We start from the raw sequence: 25,895 nt of genomic DNA, 5'->3' as shown, positions 1-25,895 counted from the left end.
TCGCGTAAGGGGGTCTCACAGAACACTTCGTTCCACGCAGAGAGAAGACACAACGTGACCATTGGTATCACCAGGAACGGCGCGGTTCTCACCGTGGAACTGCAGCGACCGGAGCGCCGCAACGCTCTGAACACGGCTCTGTGCACCGAAGTGCGTGAGGCGGTGGAGGGTGCCGAGGCGGACGGCACCCGCGTCGTCGTGATCACCGGCGAGGGCACGAGCTTCTGCGCGGGCGCCGATCTGTCGGGCGAAGCCATCGCCGACGAGTTCCCCGAGGCGCTGCTGTCGATGAACCGCGCGCTCCAGACGGTGTCGGTCCCGGTCATCGCCGCCGTGAACGGGCCTGCTGTGGGTGCGGGCACGCAGTTGGCCATCGCCGCAGACCTGCGGGTGGTCGACTCGGGCGCCTTCTTCGCCATTCCCTCCACCCGGTTGGCCATCGCCGTGGACAACTGGACCGTCAAGCGGCTGGTGTCGCTGGCCGGCGGCGGTCCCGCCCGGACGGTGCTCCTGGGTGCCGAGCAGTTGTCCGCCGAGCAGGCGCTGGCGTGCGGACTGGCCAACAAACTCGGCGATCTCGACGTCGCGCACGCGTGGGCCGAGGAGATCGCGCAGCTGGCGCCACTGTCGCTGCGTCACCTCAAACTCGTCTTCAACGACGACGGCACACGTGACGAGGCGAACGCCACGCAGCTCGACGCGTTCGCGGCCGCCTGGGCGAGCAACGACGCCGTGGAGGCGCGGATCGCGCGCAAGGAGAAGCGACGCCCGGTCTTCCAGGGCCAGTGACGACATCGGGGTCCCTGACCTGCCGATTCGGGCAAAGGCGACACCCCGGCACCACGTAACGCACTCGACACAGAGTGCGTACAGTCCGGCAACACAGCGTTCCTACGGTCATCTCGCATCGCGCCGCCACGGCGTGCGACACGACCGGAGGCACCCGACCATGACCGCTCTCGGAGACGTTCCACCCGACTCCACGCTCACGTCCGACAGTCAGAAGCAGTCGGCGGCACTGAAGGAGACGCTCGAGGACTACACGCTGCGCTTCGCCCCGCGCAGCTACCGCAAGTGGGGGACCGGCGTCGTGGCGACGTCGGCTCTCGGCGGAATCGCCTACCTCGCGGACTTCGCCATCGGCGCCAACATCGGCATCTCCTACGGCACCGGCAACGCGCTGTGGGGAATCCTGGTGTTCGCCGTCGTCATCTTCCTGACGGGTCTGCCGCTCGCCTACTACGCGGCGCGCTACAACATCGACCTCGATCTGATCACGCGCGGAAGCGGATTCGGCTACTACGGGTCGGTGGTCACCAACGTCATCTTCGCGACGTTCACGTTCATCTTCTTCGCGCTCGAAGGGTCGATCATGGCCCAGGGCCTCGAACTGGGGCTGAACATCCCGCTGCCCATCGGGTACGCGGTGTCCACCCTGATGGTCATCCCGTTGGTCATCTACGGCATGAAGGCGCTCGCCACACTGCAGGTGTGGACGACCCCGCTGTGGCTGATCCTCATGGTGCTGCCGTTCGTCTATCTCGTGGTGAGCAACCCCGACTCCATCGGTCAGTTCATGGCCTACGGTGGTGCCGACGGTGCCGCCGGCACCGGTGTGAACCTCGGATCCGTCATGCTGGCCGCGGGTGTCTGCCTCTCGTTGATCGCTCAGATCGCGGAGCAGATCGACTACCTGCGCTTCATGCCGCCCAAGACGCCGGAGAACTCGCGTCGCTGGTGGACGGCCGTCCTGCTCGCGGGGCCGGGCTGGGTCATCTTCGGTGCGCTCAAGCAGATCGTCGGACTGTTCCTCGCCGTGTACCTCATCGCGAACGTGGTCGACGGATCGTCGATCGCCAACGAGCCGGTGCACCAGTTCCTCGAGATCTACGAGAACTTCATGCCGGGCTGGCTCGCCATGACCCTCGCCGTGGTGCTCGTGGTCATCTCGCAGATCAAGATCAACGTGACCAACGCGTACTCGGGCTCCCTGGCGTGGACCAACTCGTACACCCGCGTCACCAAGTCCTACCCCGGACGACTGGTCTTCGTGCTGTTCAACCTCGCGATCGCGTTGATCCTGATGGAAGCCAACATGTTCGACTTCCTCAACAACATCCTCGGGTTCTACGCGAACTGCGGTATCGCCTGGATCGCGGTGGTCGCCTCCGACATCGTGTTCAACAAGTACCTGCTGAAGCTGTCCCCGAAGGTGCCGGAGTTCCGCAGGGGGATGCTCTACGCGGTGAACCCCGTCGGTTTCGGTTCCATGGCGGTGTCCGCGATCCTGTCCATCCTCGTGTTCTTCGGGGCGTTCGGGCCGGCGATCAAGCCGTACTCGCCCATCGTGGCGCTGGTACTGGCGATCGTGCTGCCGCCCGTGCTGGCGATCGCGACCAAGGGCAAGTACTACCTGCGGCGCACCGACGACGGCATCGACCTGCCGATGTTCGACGAGTACGGCAACCCGTCCGACGCGACGCTGCTGTGCTCGGTGTCGGGCATGGAGTTCGAGCGGCCGGACATGATCGCGTCGGCCAAGAAGGGGCCGAACGGGGAGACGCTCTACATCTCGTCGCTGTCGCTGAGCACAGACAAGACGGGGGAGCACATCCTGCCGGAACAGACGTGAGCCGATACTTGTGAAGTCGGTACACATCAACCGTGGACTAGTGTCGGAGGCGTGAATCCAGCCACCGCAGCAGTGTCCATCGGGCTCGCCGCCGCAGGGTTGTCCTGGCTCGCGCGCGCGGCGTGGGGTGTGCCGTCCGCCGTCGGCGCCGGACGCGGTGCCATCCGTCCGTACGCCGCCGCGTCCTCGCACTACCGGGACCGCAAGTTCCACAACACACGCAGCAGCTCGCCGGTCGCGGCGGGGGAGCAGGCGAGCATCGGAGCCGCGATGCTCACGCGCGGCCGCTCGGGACGACCCGAGCGCGCCGTGCCGTTGGCCACCCCGCTCGCGCCGGCGGAGGCCGGGGACCTGGCCGTCACCTGGTTCGGGCACTCCTCGGTGGTCGTCGAGATCGACGGTCACCGCGTGCTCACCGATCCGGTCTGGAGCCGGCGGGTCTCACCGTCGCGGGTTCTCGGACCGGCCAGGTTGCACCCGGTACCCGTTGCGGCCGAGGCGCTTCCGCAGGTCGACGCCATCGTCATCTCGCACGATCACTACGACCACCTCGACCGTGACACGGTGGCCACGCTGCTCACGTCGCAGTCGGCGCCGTTCCTGGTGCCGCTGGGGGTGGGCGCCCATCTGCGCCGCTGGAAGGTTCCCGAGGACCGGATCGTCGAGCTCGACTGGAACGACGACGTCCGCATCGGATCGCTCACCGTCACGTGCCTGGAGGCACGACACTTCTCGGGCCGGTCCCTGGTGCGCGACACCACGCAGTGGGCGTCGTGGTCGGTGGTGGGTCCGGAGCACCGGGCCTTCTTCGGCGGCGACACCGGCTACACCGAGGCGTTCGCGGACATCGGCGCGCGGCTCGGTCCGTTCGACGTGACCCTGCTTCCCGTCGGTGCCTACGACGACCGGTGGCCGGACATCCACATGAACCCCGAGGAGGCGGCGCGGTCGCACGGTGACCTGCAACAGGGCACCCCGTCCTCCGGCATCGTCGTGCCCGTCCACTGGGCGACCTTCAACCTCGCGTTCCACCCGTGGTCCGAACCCGTGGAGCGGCTGCTGACGGCCGCCGAGGCGGAGCGGATCTCGGTGGTGGTGCCGATGCCGGGCCAGCGTGTCGATCTCGCGCGTCCTCTCCCGCACCGGCGTTGGTGGTCCGGCGCGGTATCGTGACGACCATGGCACTCGTGGGCAACCTCAAGAAGCTGATCGGCCAGGGCAAGAAGGCCGCCGCTCAGAACAGTGACAAGATCGAGAAGGCCGTGGACAAGGCAGCGGACTTCGCCGACAAGAAGACGCAGGGCAAGTACGCCGACAAGATCGACAAGGTCCAGGACGCCGCCAAGAAGGCGATCCCCGAGAAGTAGCAGACCCGCGCGGTAGTCGAGTCGATGGACGGGTGGCTCCTGCTTCTGGTGATCGTCGGGGCCGTCGTCATCGCCGGCTTCGCCAAGCGCCTCGATCTGCAGGTGCCCCTCGTTCTCGTCGCCGTCGGGTCGCTCGCCTCGTTCGTCCCCGGGCTGCCGCGTCCCGCTCTCGAACCCGAACTCCTTCTGGGCGTGATCCTTCCGCCCCTGCTGTACTCGACAGCGTTGAACTTCTCGTTCCGCTCCTTCGCGCACAACTTCCGCTCCATCGTCCGGCTCGGCGTCGGTCTCGTCGTCGTCACGACCGTCTCGGTGGGGTACTTCTCGTACTGGCTCGTCCCGGAGCTGACACTGGGCGCCGCCCTGGTCCTCGGCGCCGTGGTCGCGCCGCCCGACGCCGTCGCCGCGGTGGCCGTGGGGCGCAAGCTGGGTCTGCCCGCGCGCATGATGGCGATCCTCACCGGCGAATCACTCGTCAACGACGCGGCGGCGCTGACCCTGTTCACCATCACCGTCGCCTCCGTGACGGGAAGCCGGGTCGGCATCGACTCGCCGCTCCTGTTCTTCGTCTACGAGGTCGTGGGCGGCGTCGCCGTGGGATACGTGCTCAGCCGACTCGTGCGCTTCGTCCGCAGCCGTATGGCGGACAGCGCGCTGGAGACCGTGCTGGGCATCCTCGTTCCCTTCACCGCCTACCTCGCCGCGGAGCAGATCCACGCCTCGGGTGTGCTCTCCGTCGTCACCGCCGGATTCGTGCTCGGTTCGGCGCGCAGCGGCGACGCGATCCCGACGCGAATCCAGGAGCGGCACGTCTGGCCGACGCTCGATCTGCTCCTCGAGACCTTCGTCTTCGCCTACATGGGCCTGCAGCTCAAGTTCGTCATCGACGACATCAGCCGCGAGGGGCTGCCCGTCCACCACATCTTCCTGTACGGACTTCTGGTCCTCGCGCTCGTCATGGCAGTGCGTCCGGTGATGCTGTTCGCCGGCTCGGCGCTGCGACGCGTCTACCACCGGGCTCGATCGACCGAGGACGCGGAACTGACCTGGCGCCAGAACGTCGTCCTGTCCTGGGCCGGGATGCGCGGAGTGGTGACCCTCGCGGCGGCCGCCGGTGTCCCCTTCACCACCCTCGCGGGGGACGACTTCCCGGGGCGCGGAGTCATCCAGGCCATCGCCTTCACCGTGGCCGTCGGAACCCTGCTCATCCAGGGGGTGACATTGCCGATGGTGATCCGACGGCTGGACATCTCCGACCCGGACGAGGCCCGGCATCTCGACGAGCAGCGCGCACTCGCTCGGCAGATCGCCCGCCGTGCGGTCGAGGAGTCGCTCGACGAGGCGATGACGAAGGTCGAGGGAACCGAGGCCGCCGAGGTCGTCGATCGGGTGCGCCGCGTGATGCTGGGCCGACTCCGCACGGAGCAGGACGAGGACGATCAGGAGAGGGCCGCGCGGGCGCGGTCCTCCGGCGCGGTGTTCGATCGATGGCGGCGCACCGCACTGCGGCGACAGCGCGAGGCGTTGCTCGCCGCACGCGACGCGGGGGACCTCGACGACGAGGTTCTCGCCGCGGTTCTGGACGGGCTCGACATCGAGCAGGCCGCCACCGAGACACGGTTGCAGCGATTCATGGCGGAAAGAGGTCGAGAGTGAACGTGTGCAGGATCGGTTCGAGACCAGGACTGCGCGGCAGGGTCCCGGTCCTGCTGGGATCGGCACTGGCGGCGTCGATGCTGATGCTGTCGGGATGTGCGTCCTCGGATCCCGCGCCCACCCCGGGGAACGACGCGACCACCGACGCGGCACCCCGCTCTCCTGCCCCCACGGGCGACGAGCGCGGCTCGCTGGTCGCCGACGTGCTCCTCGGTCAGGTCGACCAGGCGGTCACCAATCTCGGCGCCACGGCGCACCGCATCACGTACCGCTCGACGTCCGGGGTGGACGGCGGCGGTGTCGACGTCACGGGCACGGTGTTCGTCCCGGCCGGCGCACCGCCCGAGGGGGGATGGCCGGTCGTGTCCGTCGGGCACGGCACGACGGGTGTGACCGACGAGTGCGCACCGTCCCTCTATCCCAATCTGCTCGGCTCCATCGGCCTGGTCACGCCGATGCTCGAACGCGGCGCCGTCGTCGCGGTGACGGACTACGAGGGCCTGGGAACCGACGATCCGCATCCGTACCTGAACGCCCCGTCGGCCGGCCACGACATCATCGACGCTGTCCGCGCAGCGCGGAACGTGGCGCCCGGCAGCGGGACTCGCTGGGCGGCGCTGGGCGTGTCGCAGGGTGGGCAGGCCACCTGGGCCGCCGCCGAGATGGCCGCGGAGTACGGCGACGGGCTCGAGTTCCTGGGATCGGCCAACCTGTCCCCGGCCGCGGACATCAGCCCGATCGCCCCGGAGTCCGGACTGGGGCAGCTCACGTTGCCCCAGAAGGCGATCATGCCGTTCGTCGTCGAGGGCTTCCTCGTGGACCATCCGGAGTACACCGACGCTGACTTCCTCAGCGGCGGACTGCTGGAGAACAAGGACGTCCTGTTGGCCTGCACGGGACCCCTGGCCGCCGGCAAGTTGACGGCCGCGGGATCCATCGGACCGGACGACGTGCGCCCCAGCTCGCCGGAAGCGTACGCCGCCATTCGAGAGTGGTTGTCGGACAACGCCCTACCGCAGGGGCGGGCCGCGGCGCCGATGATGGTGCTGGTCGGTTCGCGAGACGATCTCATCCTGCCGCAGTGGACCGAGGACGCGTCCCGCCGAGCGTGCGCGCAGGGCGACGTCATCGACTACCGGGTCCGGGCGGACCAGGGCCACGCCGACTCGGCCGCCAACATCGAGGGCATCGACTGGATCACCCAGCGGTTCGAGGGAACCGGACAACCGACGAACACGTGTGACCAGGTGCCGTGACAGCCACCACGGCGGTCGTCCTGTTGGTGATGGCCGCGGTCGTCGCCGGTGCGGTCGTCGTCATCACGCGCCGGGGGACGCGCCCGCTGACCACGCCCACCGAACGCGCGGTGCACGCCGCGCTGCACACCGCATCGCTCGCGGCACGCCCGTTGCGGCGGGGCCTCGACGCCGCGTCCGCGTCGGAGGCGGCGCCGCACCTGCGCACACTGACCGGCGCCGCCGCCGTCGTCCTGGCGGGACCGGACGGGACGGTGTTGGGCCACGACGGTCCCGTCGACGGGACCCTGGACGAGTTCCCCGTGGTCGCCCGCCGCGCCGTCGACACCGAGCGTCGGGTGCTGCTGCGCACCGCCGCGACCGCGGACGCCCCGGCACGTTCGGTGGTGGTGCAGCCGGTCCTCACCGAGGGCGCCGGCGTGGTCTGCGTGCTGGGCGTGGTCACGCTGGAGGAACCCGGTCCCGGTCTTCTCGGGGCCTGCACCGAGGTCGCGCGGTACGTCGGCGAGCAGGTCGAGCTGGCCGAACTCGACGCGAGCAGAGCACGCCTCGACCGGGCCGAGGTCCGGGCGCTGCGCGCCCAGATCAGCCCGCACTTCATCTACAACGCCCTGACGACCATCGCGTCGTTCGTGCGGACCGATCCCGATCGTGCGCGCGAGCTGGTCCTCGAGTTCGCCGACTTCACGCGCTACTCGTTCCGCACGGCGGGGGAGTTCACGGTGCTCTCCGACGAGCTCCGCAACATCGACCGGTACCTCACGCTCGAGCGCGCGCGTTTCGGTGACTCCCTCGACGTGACGGTGCAGATCGCTCCCGAGGTACTGGGAGTGGTGTTGCCGTTCCTGGCGCTGCAGCCCCTCGTCGAGAACGCGGTGCGCCACGGCGTCGCCGGCCGGGGACGCGGCCGCATCACCGTCATCGCGGCGGACGCGGGTACGGACGCGGCCATCAGCATCGAGGACGACGGTGTCGGCATGGATCCGGAACTGCTGCGCTCCGGCGACCTGGGATCGGAGGAGGGGGTGCACGTCGGACTCGCCAACGTCGACGACCGGTTGCGCGCCGCCTTCGGCAACGACTACGGCCTGGTGGTGGAGACCGCGCCGGACGCCGGCACCAAGGTGAGTATGCGGATCCCGAAATTTCGGGCAGGCATCCGGCCCTGACGTGCGCGCGCGACATGGCACGATGAAGACGCCATGAGCCCCACCCATGCCACCGAGGCGACCACGCCCGCCGCTGCCGACCGGCCCCTGCGGCTGCTCGCCGTGGACGACGAGCGGCCGGCCCTGGACGAACTCGTCTACCTGCTGCGCCGCCACCCGGCGGTCGGATCGGTCGAGGGCGCGAGCGACGCCACCACGGCGCTGCGCATCCTGCGCGACGCGCCGGTCGACGGTGTCTTTCTCGACATCGACATGCCCGGACTCGACGGCATGGAACTGGCCGGAGTGCTGAGCAACTTCGCCTCACCGCCGGCGGTCGTCTTCGTGACGGCCCACGACGATCGCGCCGTCGCCGCCTTCGAGATCGGGGCCGTCGACTACCTCCTCAAGCCGATCCGTGACCAGCGCCTGTCCGACGCTGTCCGCCGCGTCGTCGACAAGAGGTCCGGCGCGGTACCGGGTCCCGCGGGGCGCAGCGACCAGGACGACGTGATCCCGGTGGAGCTCGGCGGTGTGACGACGATGGTGCCGCGATCCACCGTCGTCTGGGTGGAGGCCGAGGGCGACTACGCCCGGCTGCACACGACGACCGGCACCCACCTGGTGCGGATCGCCCTCTCGACGCTGGAGTCCCGCTGGGCCGACCACGGATTCCTGCGCGTCCATCGGTCGTACCTCGTGTCCGTCGGCCAGGTCGGGGGGACCCGCACCGTCGGGTCCGGACTGGTGGTCTGCCTGCGCGGCACGGGTGCCTGCCCACCCGTCGAGCTCCCGGTGAGCCGCCGCCACACCCGCGAACTCCGCGATCGGCTCGTCCGCGGCCCACGAGCGGCACTCGCCGGACAGCACCGTTCCTGAGATGGCGGCGCAGCGAGAGAAGGTGGTGTTGGCCCAGCGCCGCGGCGCACGCATCGTGCGCACCCGGGTGGAGGTCCAGGAGCAGACCGAGGTGGGCGAGGCCATGATCAACGGCCTGGTCCGCGCACAGTTGGCGCTCGCGTTGCGCACCGCGGCCGTCGTCGTCCTGATCCTCGGCATCGTCCCGCTGGTGTGGGTGTTCGCGCCGGCCGCGGGTACCGCACGCATCGCCGGCATCGGGGTTCCGTGGTGGGCACTCGCCGTCGCCGCGTACCCGGTCCTGCTGGTCGCCGGGTACCTCTTCGTCCGTTCGGCCGAGCGCAACGAGCAGGAGTTCACCGAACTGGTGGAGGACTGATGGCCGGCGCTCTCACGTCCGGCACGCGCTGATGGTGTCCGTCCCCACGGTGCTCGCCGTCATCTTCTCGGCGGTGGCCACGGTCGCGGTGGGCGCGTACGGAGTCCGGTTGGCGCGCACCACCTCCGACTTCCTCGTCGCCTCCCGTAGCGTGGGTCCGCGGTGGAACGCCGCGGCCGTGTCCGGTGAGTACCTCTCGGCCGCATCGTTTCTCGGGGTCGCGGGCCTGATCGCCAAGTACGGTGCCGACGCACTGTGGTACCCGGTGGGCTTCACGGCCGGGTATCTCGGGCTGTTGCTGTTCGTCTCGGCGCCGCTGCGACGGTCCGGTGCGTACACGGTGCCGGACTTCGCCGAGTTCCGCCTCGGTTCGGCGCGGCTCCGCACGTTGGCCATGCTGGTGGTCGCCGGGGTGTGCGCGCTGTACCTCGTCCCGCAGCTGCAGGGCGCCGGGCTCACCCTCAACATCCTTCTCGGCGTTCCCAGTTGGGTCGGCGCGGCTGTCATCGGGGTGATCGTGATCCTCAACGTGGTCGGCGGCGGCATGCGCTCCATCACGTTCGTCCAGGCGTTCCAGTACTGGCTCAAGCTGACGGCCGTCGCGGTACCGGCGCTGGTGCTCGCGGTGCATTTCGCGGCCGATCCGCGCGAGATGGGCACTCCCGCACCGCCGTCCGTGGACACCGCCACGACTGTCGACATCAGTACCGACGTCGTCGTGCAGGTGCAGGAGAACCTCGACGTCGTGGTCCGCGGCACCGTCGACGGCGCCGCGGTGGACGGACCGACGACACTCGACGCGGGCGACCACACCCTGCAGTCGGGCACGGTGCTCGAACTCGAGGCCGGATCGCCGGTCCCCGTGGTGGCGGGCGCACCGGTCGAGGGCTCCGACTGGCTCTCGCCCGGCAACGGTTTCGGTGGTCCCTTCCCGCTGTACCAGGTGTACTCGCTGATCCTCGCCACGTTCCTCGGCACGATGGGGCTGCCCCACGTCCTCGTGCGCTTCTACACCAACCCGGACGGGCCGGCGGCCCGCTGGACGGCGCTGACCGTGGTGGGTCTGCTGTCGGTGTTCTACCTGTTCCCGACGGTGCTGGGTGTGTTCGCACGCCTGTACGTTCCCCAGTTGCTGATCACCGGAGCATCCGACGCGGCCGTGCTCCTGCTGCCGTCGGCGGCCATCGACGGGGTGCCGGGGCTGCTGCTCGCCGCACTCGTCGCCGCGGGCGCGATGGCGGCGTTCCTGTCCACGTCGTCGGGACTGCTGGTGACCATCGCCGGAGTGCTCAGCACCGACGTCCTGCGCGGCCGGGTACGCGACTTCCGGATCGCCGCGATCGTGGCCGGCACCGGTCCGCTGCTGCTGTCGGTCGGGCTGGTGACGCTCGACCTCTCCCGCACCGTCGGGCTCGTGTTCGCCGTCGCGGCGTCGACGCTGTGTCCGCTGCTGGTGCTCGGCATCTGGTGGCGCGGTCTCACCGCCGCCGGGGCCGCCGCGGGGCTGATCGTCGGCGGCGGGGTCTCCACGGCCGCCGCATCCCTCGCCGTGCTCGGCGGGGTGTCCGACCAGCTCCTGGGTGGGTGGGCCGCGGCGATCGTCGGCTACCCGGCGGCGGTCAGCGTGCCCCTCGCCTTCGCCGGGATGGTGACGGTGTCGCTGGCGACTCGGTCCTCGATACCGCTGGACATCGGCCGCATCATGTCGGCCATGCACGCACCCGAACGCCTCGGTCTGGGCGTGGAGCGACTGCGCAAGCAGTGAGCGGCACGACCGTTCGTCCCGCCCGGCAGACCGTTCGGCGCACCGGCGCGCTGCTCGGCGTGTGATCGGCGCCACGCCGTATCGGTGTGATGGTGGTCTCACTACCGTCATCCGAGTATCTCCCGACACGTAGGAGCACCCGTGACCACCGCACAACCCCATTCGGGCGCACACCCCGAACCCCGGACCCCGTCCCCCCAGGACTTCGTCGACATGCAGGCCACGCCCGAGTTCCAGGAACTCAAGAAGCGCCTGCGCGGCTTCGTCTTCCCGATGGCCGCCTTCTTCCTCATCTGGTACACGACGTACGTGCTCCTCGGGGCGTACGCACACGACTTCATGGCCACCCGCGTCTTCGGCAACATCAACGTCGGACTGCTGCTCGGACTCGGACAGTTCGTGACGACGTTCGCCATCACCGGCATCTACGTGAAGTTCGCGAACCGTGAGCTCGACCCCCGTGCCGCGAAGATCCGCGACGAACTCGAAGGACCCCTCCAGTGACCACCTACTCTGCCGCGCAGCAGTTCCTGGCCCAGCAGACGATCGAGGCCGAGACCGTCGGCAGCCCGCTCGTCAACATCTCGATCTTCGCGGTCTTCGTCATCGTGACCATGGCCGTGGTGATCAAGGCCAGCAAGAAGAACGCCACCTCCGCGGAGTTCTTCACCGCGGGCGGCGGCTTCTCCGGACCGCAGAACGGTGTCGCCATCGCCGGTGACTACCTCTCCGCGGCGAGCTTCCTCGGCATCGCGGGCGCCATCGCCGTCTACGGTTACGACGGCTTCCTGTACTCCATCGGCTTCCTCGTCGCGTGGCTCGTCGCCCTGCTTCTCGTCGCCGAGATGTTGCGCAACACCGGCAAGTTCACGATGGCCGACGTGCTGAGCTTCCGCCTCAAGCAGGGCCCGGTGCGTACCGCCGCCGCGTTGTCGACACTCACGGTGTCGTTCTTCTACCTGCTCGCGCAGATGGCCGGAGCCGGCGGCCTCGTCGCACTGCTCCTCGACATCTCGGATCGCACGGGACAGTCCATCGTCATCGCGGTCGTCGGCGTCCTGATGATCGTCTACGTCCTCGTCGGCGGTATGAAGGGCACCACCTGGGTGCAGATCATCAAGGCCGCGCTGCTCATCGCCGGTGCCGGTCTCATGACGGTGATGGTGCTGGCCAAGTTCGGCTTCAACCTGTCCGAGATCCTCGGCAGCGCGCAGACCATGGTCGGCGACTCGGTCTCCGAGACCGTCGCCGCGCGTGACGTTCTCGCCCCCGGCGCCCAGTACGGCGGCTCGGCCACGTCGCAGCTGAACTTCGTCTCGCTCGGTATCGCCCTGGTGCTCGGCACCGCCGGCCTGCCGCACGTGCTCATGCGCTTCTACACGGTGCCCACCGCCAAGGAAGCCCGTCGCAGCGTCGTCTGGGCGATCGCGCTGATCGGTGCGTTCTACCTCTTCACGCTGGTGCTCGGCTACGGCGCCGCCGCCATCGTCGGACCGGACCGCATCCTCGCCGCGGCCGGCGGACAGAACGCTGCCGCACCGCTTCTCGCGTTCGAACTCGGCGGGGTGATCCTGCTGGGCGTCATCTCGGCGGTCGCCTTCGCGACGATCCTCGCGGTCGTCGCCGGCCTCACCATCACGGCGTCCGCGTCCTTCGCTCACGACATCTACGCCGGTGTCATCAAGAAGGGCAAGGTCGACGACAAGAAGCAGGTCCAGGTCTCCCGCATCACCGCCGTCGTCATCGGCATCCTCGCCATCGGTGGCGGCATCCTGGCCAACGGACAGAACATCGCCTTCCTCGTGGCGCTGGCCTTCGCGGTCGCCGCGGCGGCCAACCTGCCGACCATCCTGTACTCGCTCTTCTGGCGACGCTTCACCACGCGCGGCGCGCTGTGGAGCATGTACGGCGGTCTGATCTCCACCATCGTGCTCATCATCTTCTCCCCGGCCGTGTCCGGCTCGGCGACGGCGATGATCAAGGGCTCGGACTTCGCCTGGTTCCCCCTGTCGAACCCGGGCATCGTCTCGATCCCGCTCGCCTTCATCCTCGGCATCGTGGGAACGCTGACGAGCAAGGACAACGAGAGCACCGACAAGGCGGCGGAGATGGAGGTGCGATCCCTCACCGGCGTCGGCGCCGAGAAGCCGGTCGCTCACTAGGATTCGTCCTGGAAGTTCGGACACGATGCGGGCCACCGCGGGTGTCGTCACGCGCTAGTGTTCACGGCGTGGCGAAACTCGAGGTGGTCCGCATCGTTCCTCTGTCCGCGGAGGATGCCTGGAACGGCGCATCCGATCTGACGCGGTACGAGGAATGGCTCAGCATTCACGACGGGTGGCGCGGCGACCTGCCCGCCGAACTGTCCGAGGGCACGCAGATGGCGTCCGTGGTGTCGGTCAAGGGCATGCGGAACCGGGTGCAGTGGACCGTGAAGAAGTACTCCCCGCCGCGCGAGCTCGAACTGAAGGGCGCGGGCAAGGGCGGGGTCAAGGTCTCGTTGAAGCTCACCGTCGCGGAGAAGAAGGACGGCTCCGAGCTGAAGATGACGATCGATCTCGGCGGCGCGCCCCTGTTCGGTCCCGTGGGATCCGGTGTGGCGCGTGCGCTCAAGGGCGACATCGAGAAGTCCGTCGACACGTTCGTCACCGTCTTCTCCTGAGCGTCAGGACAGTACGACCCCCGTCGCGCACGCGGCGATCACCAGCACCAGGGCGACCGCGTCGGATCCGTGCGGGCGACGTCGGCCCGACGTGATGCTGCCGCTGCCGCCGCGCACCGCGATCGCCTCGCCCATGTCGGCCGACCGCCGGATGGCCACCGACATGATGGCGGCCATGATGTCGATGAGGAATGTGTCCTGCGTCTTGCCGCTGCGCGTGCTCTTGCGGGGTCGGAGCTTGCGTGCGGCCACCAGCGTGTAGACGTCGTCGACCAACATCGGCAGCGACCGCAGCAGCAGAGCCATCGAGACGGCCCACTCGTCCACGGGCGCACCGACTCTGCGCAGGGGCGACAACAGAGTGGCGATGGCCGGTGCGATGTCCGCCATCGACGTCGTCCAGGCCACGGTGAGCGTCGCCCACAGCAGCACGACGCCGAACAGGATGCCGCGGAAGTAGATCCACACGGCGTCGACGCCGACCACCGAGTTCACCGCGGCACCGAACGCGACCAGTCCCCAGAGCCACCACGGCGGAACGGGGATCGCGAACACCGGGACTCGTGCGGCGATCGCCGCGAGCAGCAGGACGACGGACACCGCGGCGAGCATCGGCCAGGTCGGGTAGACCACCAGCGACCCGCCCAGCAGCGTGACCGCCACGAGTTTCGTTCCCGCCCAGAGTCGGTGGACCGACGTCTCCCGCGGAAGTTCGCGGAGCAGTGTGCCTCTCACCGGGTCGCTCCTCGTTCGATGGTGTCGTTCGTGGACTCGGGCGCCACGGTGCCGTGGTCGAGCACGACGGTGCGCGAGCGGACGGACGCCAGGGTGTCGACGTCGTGCGAGATGATGACGAGGGTGAGCCCCGTGCGGCGCAGATGGGTGAGCAGGGCGGTGATCTCCCGTCGACCCGGCGGATCGAGTCCGGCGAGCGGTTCGTCGAGCACCAGGACGTCCGGCTTGCCCACCAGAAGTCCGGCCAGCGCGACGCGCCGCATCTGCCCGCCACTCAGTTCGTCGACACGCGCGCCCGCGATGCGGCGATCGAGTCCCACCTGGTCGAGGACACGGCTGACGTCGATGGTGCCCACGTCGGTTCCTCCCGCGGCCTCGATGTCCTCGGACACGGTGCGGCGCTGCAGTTGCAATCGAGCGTGCTGGAACGAGAGCGCGACGGTGCCGACGGACGACGACGTGGCCTTGCCCGAGAGCTCGCACGTGCCCTCGGAGGGCTTCGTCAGGCCGGCCATGATCCAGGCCAGCGTGGATTTGCCGGAGCCGTTGCCGCCGATGACGAGCAACCCCTCGCCGCGATGCACCGTGAGGTCGATTCCCTCGAGCGCGCGGGTGGCCCACGGACCGCGTCGGTCGTACACGTGACCGACGCCGCGCAGCACCAGTAACGGTGGTCCGGGCGGCGGCAGCGGATCCGTCCGCAGCGGAGTCGACGACATCCAGTTCGGGTCGTGCATCACCCGGCGGCCGCGGTGCAGCCGTACGACGTCGTCGGCCAGCGCTGCCTCGGTCGCGCGATGGGTGATGAGGACGACGGCCATGCCGTGGCGACGGGGGAGCCGGGCGAGCAGTTCGACGAGATCGCGCTGTCCCTCGGGGTCGATCATCGCGGTGGCCTCGTCGGCGACAAGCAGCCGTGGTTCGCGAGCCAGCGCCGCGGCGACGGCGAGGCGCTGCAGTTCGCCACCGGACAGGCTGCCGGTGTCGCGCAGCCCGTACCCGGCCAGGCCCACTTCGGCGAGCAGGGCCTCGACACGGTCCGGTGTCGGCCGCGCCGCCGCCGGCAGGCCCCACACGACGTCGTCGGCCACGCGGGTACCGAGGATCTGGGACTCGGGATGCTGCAGAATCATCGCGGTTCCGCCGATCAGGCCGAGCCCGGTGGAACCCGTCCGGTCGATCCGGCCGCCCGTCGGCTCGGTGCCCACCAGGATGCGAGCGAGGGTCGACTTGCCGGATCCGTTGGCGCCGACGACGGCCACGAAACGGCCGGGCACGATCTCGAGATCGAGTGGGCCCAGCGCGTCGTCGTGACCGCCCCGGTAGCGGTAGGTCACGCCCGTAAACCGCACGGGCACGGGGTGCGGTGCGGCCGCGTCGTCGGGGGTGACCACGACGTCGGGCAACTCGCCCCGCGACTCCAGCTCGCCGAGGCGGGACAGGGTGGCGCGCAGCACCCACCACGCGACGACGCCGCTGACGGCCGTCGACATCAGCGCCGAGACGAAGACGAGCACCCACCAGTACCCCAGGGCGAAGGAGGCGTAGTCGGCCACGGCGGTGGCGACGTCCTCGGCGGGTGCGATCCTGCCGACGATGTCCGCGCTGCCGCGGATCGAGTTGTCGAGGACGGTGAGGAACAGCTCGCGCAGTCCGCTGAGGATCAGCAGCATCAGCACGGAGAGGGCGCCCACCACGGCGCCGGTGAGCAGCGAGAGGGTGAGCACCGACGTGAACCCACGTCCGCGTCGGACGCTCACTCCCACGATGCCGGCCAGCACTCCGGAGATCGTCATCGTCAGCGCGGTGCCGAACCCGCCCGCGACGAACGACACGAGCATGCCGGCGGTACCGGCGACGGCCAGTGCCCGCAGGCGGTGGCGGTGGGCGATGACGGCCAACGGGACGATGGCGACGATCTGCAGCGCACCCGCCACGGGAATGAGGGCGCCGATCACCGAGAACGCGACGGCGAGGGCGGTCATCACCGATCCGGTCGCGAGTTCGTCCGGGTGTAGCGTCTTCGTACCGCGACCTGTGGCCGTTCTGGATCTCACCCCTCGAGTGTGCCACCGGCGTGTCCGGTTCCCGTTCCGACGGAGACCCGCGGAACGAGAAAGTGAGCCATGACGTCCGACTCCGACGCCGCCGTGCAGATCACGCGCCCGAGACGCGTGCACCGGGCCTGGATCGTCGCCGCCGTGGCGTTCCTCGCACTCCTCGGGGCCGCGGGGTTCCGCGCCGCTCCGTCGGTGCTGATGGTGCCGATCACCGACGAGTTCGGCTGGTCGCGCGGCGTGCTGTCCGCGGCGGTGGGTGTCAACCTGCTGCTCTTCGGGCTGACCGCACCGTTCGCGGCGGCACTGATGGACCGCTTCGGCATCCGGACGGTGACGTCCGTCGCCCTCACCGTCGTGGCCCTGGGCAGCGCCCTCACCGTGTTCGTCACCGCGCCGTGGCAGATCCTGCTGACGTGGGGACTGCTCATCGGCCTGGGTACCGGATCGATGGCACTCGTCTTCGCCGCCATGGTCACCGACCGATGGTTCGTGCGGCGGCGCGGGCTCGTGTCCGGCATCCTCACGGCCGGGTCCGCGACCGGTCAGCTCATCTTCCTGCCCGTGGTCGCCGCGCTCGCCGACAGCTCGGGATGGCGGACGGCGTCACTCGTCGTGGCGGGCGGTGCCCTGGCCGTGGTGCCGTTCGTCCTGCTGTTTCTGCGGAACTCTCCGGAGGAGGTGGGGGAGCTGCCGTACGGGGCGACCGAGCAGCCCGCCCCGGTGCTCGTCACGGGGAATCCCGCGATGCGGGCGATCCGAGCACTGCGGGACGCGTCGTCCGTGCGGACGTTCTGGGCGTTGATGGTGGGCTTCGCGATCTGCGGCGCCACCACGAACGGGCTGGTCGGGGTGCACTTCATCCCGTCCGCGCACGACCACGGCATGCCGCAGACCACGGCCGCCGGACTGCTGGCCGTGGTAGGGATCTTCGACATCGTGGGCACCATCGCGTCGGGCTGGCTCACCGACCGGGTGGATCCGAGACTGCTGCTGGGCGCGTACTACGCCTTCCGAGGCGTCGCCCTGCTGTTCCTGCCGGCGCTGCTGTCCGACGCCCTGCACCCGTCGATCGTGGTGTTCATCGTCGTGTACGGCCTCGACTGGGTCGCCACGGTGCCGCCCACCATCGCTCTGTGCCGCGAGGTGTTCGGCACGCAGGGGCCGCTGGTCTTCGGCTGGGTGTTCGCCTCGCACCAGGTGGGCGCGGGCATCGCGTCCGTGGTGGCGGGGGTCGTGCGCGATGCCACCGGTGAGTACACCGCCGCCTGGTTCGGCGCAGCTGGTCTCTGCGTCGTGGCGGCGGTGCTCAGCGTCGGGATCGCTCGGCGATCAGCCCCGGTAACCGGCTGATTCGCTGCGCGCGGTGGTGGGGCGACGACGTCGACCCGAACCCCCGTTGGAGTTGCCGGCATGACCGCCGCGGGTGGAGCGTCCGCGTCCGGGCTGCTGCTGCTTCGGAGCCGGTGCGGCCTCCTTGGGAGCGGGCTTGACGTAGGCCGCGACGTCGCCGACCAGCTCCTGGACGGCCGGTGAGTCGACGGTCACGCGCTGCGGCGCCGCGTCGATCTTGGCCTTGCGCATCAGGACCGACAGGTCTCGACGCTGCTCCGGCAGGACGACGGTGACGACGTCGCCGGCGCTGCCCGCACGGGCCGTACGGCCACTGCGGTGCAGGTAGGCCTTGTGCTCGGCGGGCGGATCGACGTGGACGACCAGCTCGACGTTGTCGACGTGCACACCGCGCGCCGCGACGTCCGTGGCCACGAGCACGCGCGCGTCGCCGTTGGAGAACGCAGCGAGGTTGCGGTCACGCGCAGCCTGCGACAGGTTGCCGTGCAGGTCGACGGACGGGATGCCGGCCTCGGTGAGTTGACGCGCCAGCTTGCGAGCCTGGTGCTTGGTGCGCATGAAGAGGATGCGGCGACCCTCACCGGAGGCGAGGCGCTGGACCAGCGCCTTCTTGCCGTCGACGCCGCCCACCTCGAAGATGTGGTGGGTCATCGCGGCGACGGGGGAGTTCTCCTCGTCGACGGAGTGCTGCACCGGGTCGGTGAGGAACTGCTTGACCAGCTTGTCGACGCCGTTGTCCAGCGTCGCCGAGAACAGCATGCGCTGTCCGTGCGAGGGTGTGGCCTTCATGATGCGCGTGACGCCGGGCAGGAAGCCGAGGTCCGCCATGTGGTCGGCCTCGTCGAGCACGGTGATCTCGATGTCGTCCAGCGTCACCAGACGCTGCTTCATCAGATCCTCGAGGCGACCGGGGCAGGCGACGACGATGTCGACGCCGCGGCTGAGCGCGGTGACCTGGCGTGCCTGCGAGACGCCACCGAAGATCGTGGTGACGCGCAGGTTCGACGCCATGGTGAGCGGCTCGAGGGCGGCAGCGATCTGGGTGGCCAGCTCACGGGTGGGGGCGAGGATCAGACCACGCGGGCGGTTGGGCTTGCGGACGCCCGAGAACGTCTCGCCGAGCCGGGACACCATGGGGATGGAGAACGCGAGAGTCTTTCCGCTGCCGGTCTTTCCGCGTCCGAGGACGTCGCGACCCTTCAGCGTGTCGGGCAGGGTGTCCGCCTGGATGGGGAACGGTGACGCGATGCCGGCAGCTGTGAGAGCGCGGACGAGACGGTCACTGACGCCGAGGTCGGCGAAGGAGGAAGAAGTCATGAAGAGTTCGAGTGCCTTTCGGGCATCTGAGCACTCCTGTGGCGGAGCGCAGAATGGCGAGACTGCCGGTGGGCAGTTCCGATCGCCGTAAGAAAAATTCGTGCTGATTCCACGACGTACGCCGCGCACAGTGGCGCAGCAGCGTGACCCAGTATAGCCGGTCCGTCGCTGTGACCGCCGTCTCGCAGCGCGTGGGGTGGGTGCTGTGCACGCTCTGCCGGGTGGAGTTGTTGTGGCGGAACGGGATCGGCAGTGCGTGCACACCATTTCTGGTGGGTGTACACCCCTCCCGGCAGGCCGCAGCGGGTGTGCGCCTCACGGAATCGGTGTGCGGTTCGGAGTACGGGTCTGGTTCGCGTGTGCGCACCCGGGTGATGAGCGCGCGCGGCTGCGGTGGGTGTGCGCTTCGGTGCAAGGCCCGGTAGGGGTGTGCACACCCCCTCTGGTGAGCGCACACCCCTCCCAGCAGGCCGCAGCGGGTGTGCGCTTCACGGAATCGGTGTGCGCTTCGGCGTGCGGGTCTGGTTCGCGTGTGCGCACCCCGTGTGACCGGCGCGCACGGGGCTGCGGTGGGTGCGCGGGAGATGCTGGCCCGGTAGGGGTGTGCACCCCCCCTCTGGTGGGCGCACATCCCTCCCAGCAGGCCGCAGCGGGTGTGCGCCTCACGGAATCGGTGTGCGGTCAGGCAGTGAACGCCGCGCTCTGCGACCGCACCAGATCGACCAGTGTCTGTTGCGGAATCGTCAGGTCCAGCAGGTGCAGCCCCCAGGTCGCGTTCGGCAGCGTGGGCAGGGCCGAGGCTCCGGGGCCGTCGATCATGAGCACGTTGTCACCGTCGCACTGCGCCGTGAGGTTCGGCAACGGCCCCAGTACCGGCGTCCTGGCATTCGCTTCGAGCGACGCCGGGTTGGTGCAGAGGATGCCGTCGCCGCCGTAGCGGGAGTCGGGTGGGGGAGTGCGCGAGAACGTGGAATACGCGACCACGCAACCGGTCTCGCTCACATCCGTGCACGGGGCGACGGTGGTGAAGTCCGACGTCCGCACCGAGATGCCGGGAATGATGGCGGACACCAACAGCGCTCGCGTCGCGGGATCCGGTTCGATGCGTTGCTGCAGGAGCGTGCGTAGCATGCGTGAACCCTGCGAATGGCCGACAAGCACGACACCGCGTTCCGAGTTCCGCTGCGCGAGGAAATCGGTCCACGCCGCATCGATGTCCACGTAGGCCGCGGCGAGTGCCGCATCGCGTGCGGGACCGTCGGCCGTGGCGAGGCTCAGCAGCGTGGCCTGACGGTAGACCGGAGCCCAGACGTTGCACACGTAGCCGAACGGGCGGGCCTGCGCCGCCGCGGCGAAGGCGAGTTCGGGGGATGTGTCGAGGTTCGCCGACTGCGCCGGTTGCAGAGAGGCGGTGGGGTAGACGTAGAAGCAGTCGACAGGGGCGTCGGTGCCACCACCACACGGATCCGCGGTGCCGGGCCGGCAGAGCCAGGTTGTCGACGGTGCTGCCGACGCGGCCGGCACCGACAGGAAAAGTGAGCCGAACAGGGCTGCCACCAGGAGGAGCGCGCGCGTCATGGCTGGACTGTAGCGGGGCTTTCGGTGCCCTCGGCAGGATTCGAACCTGCGACCTACCCTTTAGGAGAGGGTTGCTCTATCCCCTGAGCTACGAGGGCCGACCCGGCGAGAGCCGGGCTGACGCTCAGCACTCTACCGGGTCGACATGTCTGTCAGGCGCTGGGCGAGATGGCCTCCAGCTTGCGTGCCACCAGTGCGGCCTGCAGGTGCCGCATTCCGGACGGGCGCGTGGGATCGAACCCCGTGAGGTGCGCGATCCGCTTGAGGCGGTAGTCGACCGTGTTGGTGTGCAGGTGCAGCTGACGCGCCGAGCGCTGACGGTTGAGGTCGTGGTTGATGTGGATCTCGAGGGTCTCGAGCAGCTCGGGCGAGTTGTCCAACGGGACGAGAACGCGTGACAGGTACGCCCGGCCGGGGCCGGGGCGGGTGAGCTGGTACTCGAGAACCAGGTCGGTCATGCGGTAGACACCGGCGGGTCGACGAAGCTGCTGGGCGAGGTCGAGAAGCTCGTGCACCTGATCCGAGGCGGCCGGCACGTCGTTGACGGAACTGGTGGCGACCGTGGCGGTGACCGCGGTCTCGGCGGCGACGGACATGCGCTCCACGAGAGTGGCGACCCATTCGTCGTCGCGCTCGCCGGGAACGAGAATGGTGCCGCCCTCGGCGGACAGCATCGACAGGGGGGAGCGGTCGCACACGAGGGCCAGCTCGGCCTGCACGCGGCGCAGCTTGCGACGGGCGGTGACCGCGCGCGGCAGGGCGGGGTTGGACTCGTCGGGATGCGCGGCGATGGAGACGGCCAGCACGGTGAACGAGTCGGCGAGCTCGATGCCCGACTGGCGGGCCACCGAACGCGCGTTGTGGCCACTGAGCAGTGCGGTGACGACGGTGTGCGCGGCGGTGTGGTGCTCGCTCGCGACGGCCTGCAGTTCGTCGACGTAGCTGGCCGACGCGGCCGTCGAGATGCGCTCCGACAGGGCGACGAACGCCTTGGCGACAGCCTTGAGATTGCCCGTCGCGCGCTCGGACACCAGGTCCCAGCCCATCTGGATGCCCTCGTGGTAGACGCCGAGGACGGCGCGGAGCGGAACACCCTCGCGGGCCCACTGCGCCGCGCGGCCACCGAGCTCGGCGATGTCCTCGTCCGAGGTGGTGGGTGCGTCGCCGACGCCGACGGCCATGGACAGGCAGGACACCGTCAGTTCCGTGACGTCAGCCCGGAGGGTCGCGCCGAGTGTCGACGTGCGGGTGGCCGCAGCCGGCTGACCCACCGTCCGACGAGCGACGTTCTCGAGGTCGCGTGGCGGCACGCCGGTGCGGCCTGCCACCATGAGTCCGGTGGTGCTCTTCTCCACCGCAGCCGCCTGGGACGACTGCGTGTTCTCGACACTCACGTAACTAGTTCCTTCCGGTCGGCGAGCCGTACGTCCACTCCGTGTCACGTGGCGGTTTCCCTCCACGTCGACGGTCGACTGGCTCGTCACTCGCACAAAAACGGGGCGCAAGTTCAGATTGTAGGGCAATAAAAGTTCATATGTGTAGTTTCGTCCCGCGTTTCCTCGCGGCGCTGTGACCCGAGCCAGGCGGAATCGGACCGTCCTGCGACTCGTCCCAACATCGACGCAAGGCGGCGGTGGCCCGATCGGACCCGTCCTAGCGTCACCTCTCGTCGGCCGGCCAGGTCGACGGAACACGACGCGTCACGGGGGAACCTCATGCCACAGGTGCTGTCACAGATCGAGCTGCTGCGCGAACTGCAGCCGGTAGCGGAAACCAATCTCGAACGCCATCTGACGCTGGCCAAGCCGTGGAACCCCCACGACTACATTCCGTGGAGCGACGGCAAGAACTTCGCAATGCTGGGCGGCCAGGACTGGTCGCCGGAGCAGTCGTCGCTGTCGAAGGTCGCCAAGGCGGCCATGGTCACCAACCTGCTGACCGAGGACAATCTGCCCTCCTACCACCGCGGGCTCGCCGAGAACTTCTCGATGGACGGGGCCTGGGGAACCTGGGTCGGTCGCTGGACCGCGGAGGAGAACCGCCACGGCATCGCGATGCGCGACTATCTCGTCGTCACCCGGAGCGTCGATCCCGTCGCGCTCGAGCAGGCGCGGATGGAGCACATGACGGTCGGTATCGACTCGCCGATGGAGGGCGCCAACCTGCTGCACGGCGTCGCCTACGTGACGTTCCAGGAGCTGGCCACCCGGGTGTCGCACCGCAACACCGGCAAGGCCTGCAACGATCCGATCGCCGACGCACTGCTCGCCCGCATCGCGGCCGATGAGAACCTGCACATGATCTTCTACCGCAACATGTGCTCGGCGGCCATCGAGCTCGCGCCGGACCAGACGATGAAGGCGATCGCCGACGTCGTCATGAACTTCCAGATGCCGGGGCTCAACCAGCCGGACTTCCGTCGCAACGCCGTCCTCATCGCGAAGTACGGCATCTACGACCTGCGCCAGCACCTCGACGAGGTCATCATGCCGGTGCTGCGCAAGTGGGACATCTTCGAGCGCACCGACTTCGGACCCGAGGGCGAGAAGCTGCGCGAGATGGTGGCCGACTACCTGGCCGACCTCGAGAAGCAGGCGGTGCGCTTCGAGGAGTCACGCGACCGAGCACTGGCCCGCGACCGCGAACGCGGCGAAGCCATCGCCGTCTGACAGATCTGACGACCGTCTTCGATCGACCGGCCTCCGGCCTGCCCGTCCTACATCGCGACGGTCAGCAGGAACGCGACGTCCTCGACGGCCTCCACACTGTGGCGGGCGTCGGGGACGACGAGGAGATCGCCCGCGGAACCTTTCCAGGATCGCTCACCGCTCACCAGTTGCAACTGGCCGCTGAGGACCAGGACCGTGGACTCCCCGTTCAGATCGTGCTCGGCCAGCGAGTTGCCCGCGGCCAGGCCGACGACGGTCTGCCGCAGGCTGCGCTGATGTCCGCCGTAGACGGTGTGCGAACTCCGCCCGCTGGACGCGGTCTTCGCCAGCTTCAGCTGTTGTCGAGCGAGCGCGGTCAGCGATTTCTTGTCCATGCGTCGTATTGTCCCGCTCAGCGGGCCCCGGCGCGGCGAATCAGCGCGTGTAGCGCACGAATCGATAGCGAACATCGGATGCGCTGCTCGTCTGCCAGGCGCCCTCGGTCCGGGTGAACGATGCCGGTACCTCGGGAGCGACCGTGTCGCCGCCGGGGACGTCCAGATCGATCTCGGTCATCTCGACGACATCGGCGTGCGGCAGGGCGAGCCGGTAGATGTCCGCGCCGCCGATGATCCACGTGTCGTGGCCGCCGAGCAGCGCCTCGTCCATCGTGGCGGCACGTGCGGCACCCTCCGCTGACCAGGACGCGTCACGGCTGAGCACGATGTTCGTCCGGCCCGGCAGAGGGCGGAACCGTGCGGGCAACGAGTCCCAGGTACGCCGTCCCATGACGACGCGGCTGGATCCCGTGACCTCACGGAAGTGCGCCATGTCCTCGGGCACCCGCCACGGAATCGTGCCGTCCTTGCCGATGACGCCGCCGTGCGCCTGCGCCCACACCAACCCGATCGTCATACCGCTACGGGTGCCTTGATCGCGGGATGGTGCTGGTAGTCGACGATCTCGATGTCGTCGAAGGTGTAAGCGAAGATCGAGTCACGTGGAGCGAGTCGGAGCGTGGGGGCGGGGAACGCGTCTCGCGTCAACTGCTCGCGCACCTGGTCGACGTGATTGTCGTAGATGTGGCAGTCGCCGCCGGTCCACACGAAGTCGCCCACCTCGAGGCCGGTCTGCGCGGCGACCATGTGCGTGAGCAGGGCGTAGCTCGCGATGTTGAACGGCACGCCGAGAAACATGTCGGCGCTGCGCTGGTACAGCTGGCACGACAGCTTTCCGTCGGCGACGTAGAACTGGAAGAAGGCGTGGCACGGAGCCAGCGCCATGTCGGGGATCTCCGCCACGTTCCAGGCCGAGACGATCATGCGTCGGGAATCGGGGTCGCGGCGGATGGTGTCGATCACCTGCGAGATCTGATCGATATGGTCGCCCGACGGTGTGGGCCACGAGCGCCACTGCACTCCGTAGACCGGCCCCAGGTCGCCCTTCTCGTCGGCCCACTCGTCCCAGATGGTGACGCCGTTCTCGCGCAGGTAGGCGACGTTGGACTCGCCTCTTAGGAACCACAGCAGCTCGTGCACGATCGACTTGAGATGCACGCGCTTGGTGGTCACCAGCGGGAATCCCTCGGACAGATCGAACCGCATCTGGTGGCCGAACAGGCTGGTGGTGCCGGTCCCGGTGCGGTCGGACTTGGGCGTGCCCTCCGCGAGCACGCGGCGGAGCAGATCCTCGTAGGGCGTCGCGACCATGGCTACACCTTAGGCTCAGGCAGATGAGGACCATGCACGTGATCGGTATCGGCGCGGGGGATCCCGACCAGGTGACCGTCGCGGCGATCAAGGCGATGAACACCGTCGACGTCTTCTTCGTCATCGACAAGGGCGCGCAGAAGCAGGAGTTGGTCGACGTCCGCACCCGCATCCTGCGCGAGCACGTGCCGACCGACCATCGCGTGGTCGAGTTCACCGATCCGCCGCGCGACCGCGCGCCGTCGGACTACGACGACGCCGTCGACACCTGGCACGACCTCCGCGCCCGGATGCTCGCCGACCTCGTGGACGCGGAGCCGTCCGAGTCGGTCGGCGCGATGCTGGTGTGGGGCGACCCGTCGCTCTACGACAGCACGTTGCGCGTGGTGGAGCGGGTGCGCGCGGTGCTCGACAGCCCGTTCGAGGTCTCGGTGATCCCGGGTGTCACCAGTCCGTCGGCGCTCGCGGCCGCGCACCGCATCGTGATGAACCGAGTGGGGGAGCCGGTCCTCACCACCACCGGTCGCCGGCTTCGTGACGAGGGCCTGCCCGACGGCGTCACGGCGGCCGTGGTGATGCTCGACTCGGACTGCAGCTTCCGGTCACTGCCCGGGTGGAACGTGTGGTGGGGTGCGAACCTGGGCACGCCCGGCGAGGTGACCCTGGCGGGCCCCGTCGACGACATCGGGGACGAGATCGTCGCGCGCCGGGCGGCTCTGCGGGCCGAGGCCGGCTGGGTGATGGACACCTATCTCGTCCATCGACCGTGACTTCC

24 protein-coding genes and 1 tRNA gene are annotated in these 25,895 nt (G+C 69.1%); 16 read left to right on the top strand and 9 right to left on the bottom strand.

Translation table 11 applies throughout. The features are described from left to right. Window positions 1-54: 54 nt before the first annotated feature. The 13 genes from BR07_RS0103180 to BR07_RS0103120 all read left to right on the top strand — a co-directional run bounded on the left by BR07_RS0103180 (window position 55) and on the right by BR07_RS0103120 (window position 13,723). A complete protein-coding gene (locus BR07_RS0103180; RefSeq protein WP_027504192.1) occupies window positions 55-789 on the top strand; it encodes an enoyl-CoA hydratase in 735 nt (244 codons plus the stop codon). 160 nt (window positions 790-949) lie between these two features. Further along, a complete protein-coding gene (locus BR07_RS0103175; protein ID WP_051612977.1) occupies window positions 950-2,632 on the top strand; it encodes a purine-cytosine permease family protein in 1,683 nt (560 codons plus the stop codon). Window positions 2,633-2,683: 51 nt separating this feature from the next. Continuing rightward, a complete protein-coding gene (locus BR07_RS0103170; protein WP_231476150.1) occupies window positions 2,684-3,805 on the top strand; it encodes an MBL fold metallo-hydrolase in 1,122 nt (373 codons plus the stop codon). Between the two features lie 5 nt (window positions 3,806-3,810). Beyond that, window positions 3,811-3,999 (top strand): antitoxin, encoded by a 189-nt coding sequence (locus tag BR07_RS0103165; protein WP_027504189.1) that lies wholly within the window; start codon window positions 3,811-3,813, stop codon window positions 3,997-3,999. Between the two features lie 24 nt (window positions 4,000-4,023). Beyond that, window positions 4,024-5,655 (top strand): Na+/H+ antiporter, encoded by a 1,632-nt coding sequence (locus BR07_RS0103160; protein WP_027504188.1) that lies wholly within the window; start codon window positions 4,024-4,026, stop codon window positions 5,653-5,655. 77 nt (window positions 5,656-5,732) lie between these two features. Continuing rightward, window positions 5,733-6,911 carry a lipase family protein gene (locus tag BR07_RS0103155; protein ID WP_051613065.1) on the top strand — a complete coding sequence of 393 codons (1,179 nt, stop codon included), beginning with the start codon at window positions 5,733-5,735 and terminating at the stop codon, window positions 6,909-6,911. 29 nt (window positions 6,912-6,940) lie between these two features. Further along, entirely contained in the window at window positions 6,941-8,080 is a 1,140-nt protein-coding gene (locus tag BR07_RS0103150; protein WP_037184426.1) for a sensor histidine kinase, read from the top strand. A gap of 33 nt (window positions 8,081-8,113) precedes the next feature. After that, window positions 8,114-8,938, top strand: coding sequence for a LytR/AlgR family response regulator transcription factor (locus tag BR07_RS0103145; RefSeq protein WP_051612976.1), 825 nt, complete (start codon window positions 8,114-8,116; stop codon window positions 8,936-8,938). 1 nt (window position 8,939) lies between these two features. Beyond that, a complete protein-coding gene (locus BR07_RS0103140; RefSeq protein ID WP_027504184.1) occupies window positions 8,940-9,296 on the top strand; it encodes a hypothetical protein in 357 nt (118 codons plus the stop codon). 31 nt (window positions 9,297-9,327) lie between these two features. Further along, the gene (locus BR07_RS0103135) at window positions 9,328-11,061 is read left to right on the top strand and encodes a sodium/solute symporter (protein WP_027504183.1); all 1,734 of its coding nucleotides are present in this window, start codon (window positions 9,328-9,330) and stop codon (window positions 11,059-11,061) included. A gap of 141 nt (window positions 11,062-11,202) precedes the next feature. Further along, on the top strand, window positions 11,203-11,565 hold the full coding sequence (locus tag BR07_RS0103130; protein ID WP_027504182.1) for a DUF485 domain-containing protein: 363 nt from the start codon (window positions 11,203-11,205) through the stop codon (window positions 11,563-11,565). Then, the gene (locus BR07_RS0103125) at window positions 11,562-13,223 is read left to right on the top strand and encodes a solute symporter family protein (RefSeq protein WP_231476145.1); all 1,662 of its coding nucleotides are present in this window, start codon (window positions 11,562-11,564) and stop codon (window positions 13,221-13,223) included. Before BR07_RS0103130 ends, BR07_RS0103125 begins: the two co-directional genes overlap by 4 nt. Window positions 13,224-13,291: 68 nt before the next feature. After that, on the top strand, window positions 13,292-13,723 hold the full coding sequence (locus BR07_RS0103120; protein WP_027504180.1) for a type II toxin-antitoxin system Rv0910 family toxin: 432 nt from the start codon (window positions 13,292-13,294) through the stop codon (window positions 13,721-13,723). Between the two features lie 3 nt (window positions 13,724-13,726). Here BR07_RS0103120 and BR07_RS0103115 read toward each other — a convergent pair whose 3' ends face one another. Both BR07_RS0103115 and BR07_RS0103110 read right to left on the bottom strand, forming a co-directional pair. Continuing rightward, window positions 13,727-14,458 carry an energy-coupling factor transporter transmembrane component T family protein gene (locus BR07_RS0103115; RefSeq protein WP_027504179.1) on the bottom strand — a complete coding sequence of 244 codons (732 nt, stop codon included), beginning with the start codon at window positions 14,456-14,458 and terminating at the stop codon, window positions 13,727-13,729. Then, window positions 14,455-16,443, bottom strand: coding sequence for an ATP-binding cassette domain-containing protein (locus BR07_RS0103110; protein WP_037184420.1), 1,989 nt, complete (start codon window positions 16,441-16,443; stop codon window positions 14,455-14,457). The genes BR07_RS0103115 and BR07_RS0103110 overlap by 4 nt, the downstream gene beginning before the upstream one ends. A gap of 141 nt (window positions 16,444-16,584) precedes the next feature. Here BR07_RS0103110 and BR07_RS0103105 point away from each other — a divergent pair, with 141 nt between their 5' ends. After that, window positions 16,585-17,868, top strand: coding sequence for an MFS transporter (locus BR07_RS0103105; RefSeq protein ID WP_027504177.1), 1,284 nt, complete (start codon window positions 16,585-16,587; stop codon window positions 17,866-17,868). On the opposite strand, the gene BR07_RS23095 is transcribed toward BR07_RS0103105, so the two are convergent. The 4 genes from BR07_RS23095 to BR07_RS0103085 all read right to left on the bottom strand — a co-directional run bounded on the left by BR07_RS23095 (window position 17,848) and on the right by BR07_RS0103085 (window position 22,157). Continuing rightward, complete coding sequence (locus tag BR07_RS23095; protein WP_051612974.1) at window positions 17,848-19,185, bottom strand: DEAD/DEAH box helicase; 1,338 nt, start codon at window positions 19,183-19,185, stop codon at window positions 17,848-17,850. The genes BR07_RS0103105 and BR07_RS23095 overlap by 21 nt on opposite strands. 681 nt (window positions 19,186-19,866) lie before the next feature. Further along, on the bottom strand, window positions 19,867-20,763 hold the full coding sequence (locus tag BR07_RS0103095; RefSeq protein ID WP_027504176.1) for a DUF3089 domain-containing protein: 897 nt from the start codon (window positions 20,761-20,763) through the stop codon (window positions 19,867-19,869). A gap of 25 nt (window positions 20,764-20,788) precedes the next feature. Beyond that, a tRNA-Arg gene (locus tag BR07_RS0103090) sits at window positions 20,789-20,861 on the bottom strand. A gap of 54 nt (window positions 20,862-20,915) precedes the next feature. Beyond that, a complete protein-coding gene (locus BR07_RS0103085) occupies window positions 20,916-22,157 on the bottom strand; it encodes a PucR family transcriptional regulator (protein ID WP_307095423.1) in 1,242 nt (413 codons plus the stop codon). Window positions 22,158-22,478: 321 nt separating this feature from the next. Between BR07_RS0103085 and BR07_RS0103080 the strand changes: the two genes are divergently transcribed. Next, window positions 22,479-23,432, top strand: a complete 954-nt coding sequence (locus tag BR07_RS0103080) for an acyl-ACP desaturase (RefSeq protein WP_027504174.1) — start codon at window positions 22,479-22,481, stop codon at window positions 23,430-23,432. A 47-nt stretch (window positions 23,433-23,479) separates the two neighbouring features. On the opposite strand, the gene BR07_RS0103075 is transcribed toward BR07_RS0103080, so the two are convergent. The 3 genes from BR07_RS0103075 to BR07_RS0103065 are packed head-to-tail and all read right to left on the bottom strand — an operon-like array spanning window position 23,480 to window position 25,120. Then, entirely contained in the window at window positions 23,480-23,806 is a 327-nt protein-coding gene (locus tag BR07_RS0103075) for a cupin domain-containing protein (RefSeq protein ID WP_027504173.1), read from the bottom strand. 40 nt (window positions 23,807-23,846) lie between these two features. Next, window positions 23,847-24,326, bottom strand: coding sequence for a dihydrofolate reductase (locus BR07_RS0103070; protein ID WP_027504172.1), 480 nt, complete (start codon window positions 24,324-24,326; stop codon window positions 23,847-23,849). Next, the gene (locus BR07_RS0103065; RefSeq protein ID WP_027504171.1) at window positions 24,323-25,120 is read right to left on the bottom strand and encodes a thymidylate synthase; all 798 of its coding nucleotides are present in this window, start codon (window positions 25,118-25,120) and stop codon (window positions 24,323-24,325) included. Before BR07_RS0103065 ends, BR07_RS0103070 begins: the two co-directional genes overlap by 4 nt. A 23-nt stretch (window positions 25,121-25,143) precedes the next feature. Between BR07_RS0103065 and cobF the strand changes: the two genes are divergently transcribed. Continuing rightward, complete coding sequence (cobF, locus tag BR07_RS0103060; protein WP_027504170.1) at window positions 25,144-25,890, top strand: precorrin-6A synthase (deacetylating); 747 nt, start codon at window positions 25,144-25,146, stop codon at window positions 25,888-25,890. Window positions 25,891-25,895: the final 5 nt, after the last annotated feature.

This window comes from Rhodococcus sp. UNC23MFCrub1.1 (genome assembly GCF_000686025.1).
Lineage (GTDB): Bacteria > Actinomycetota > Actinomycetes > Mycobacteriales > Mycobacteriaceae > Rhodococcoides.
The sequence above is the reverse complement of the archived record's forward strand: the minus strand, read 5'-3'. Positions and strand labels throughout refer to the sequence as shown.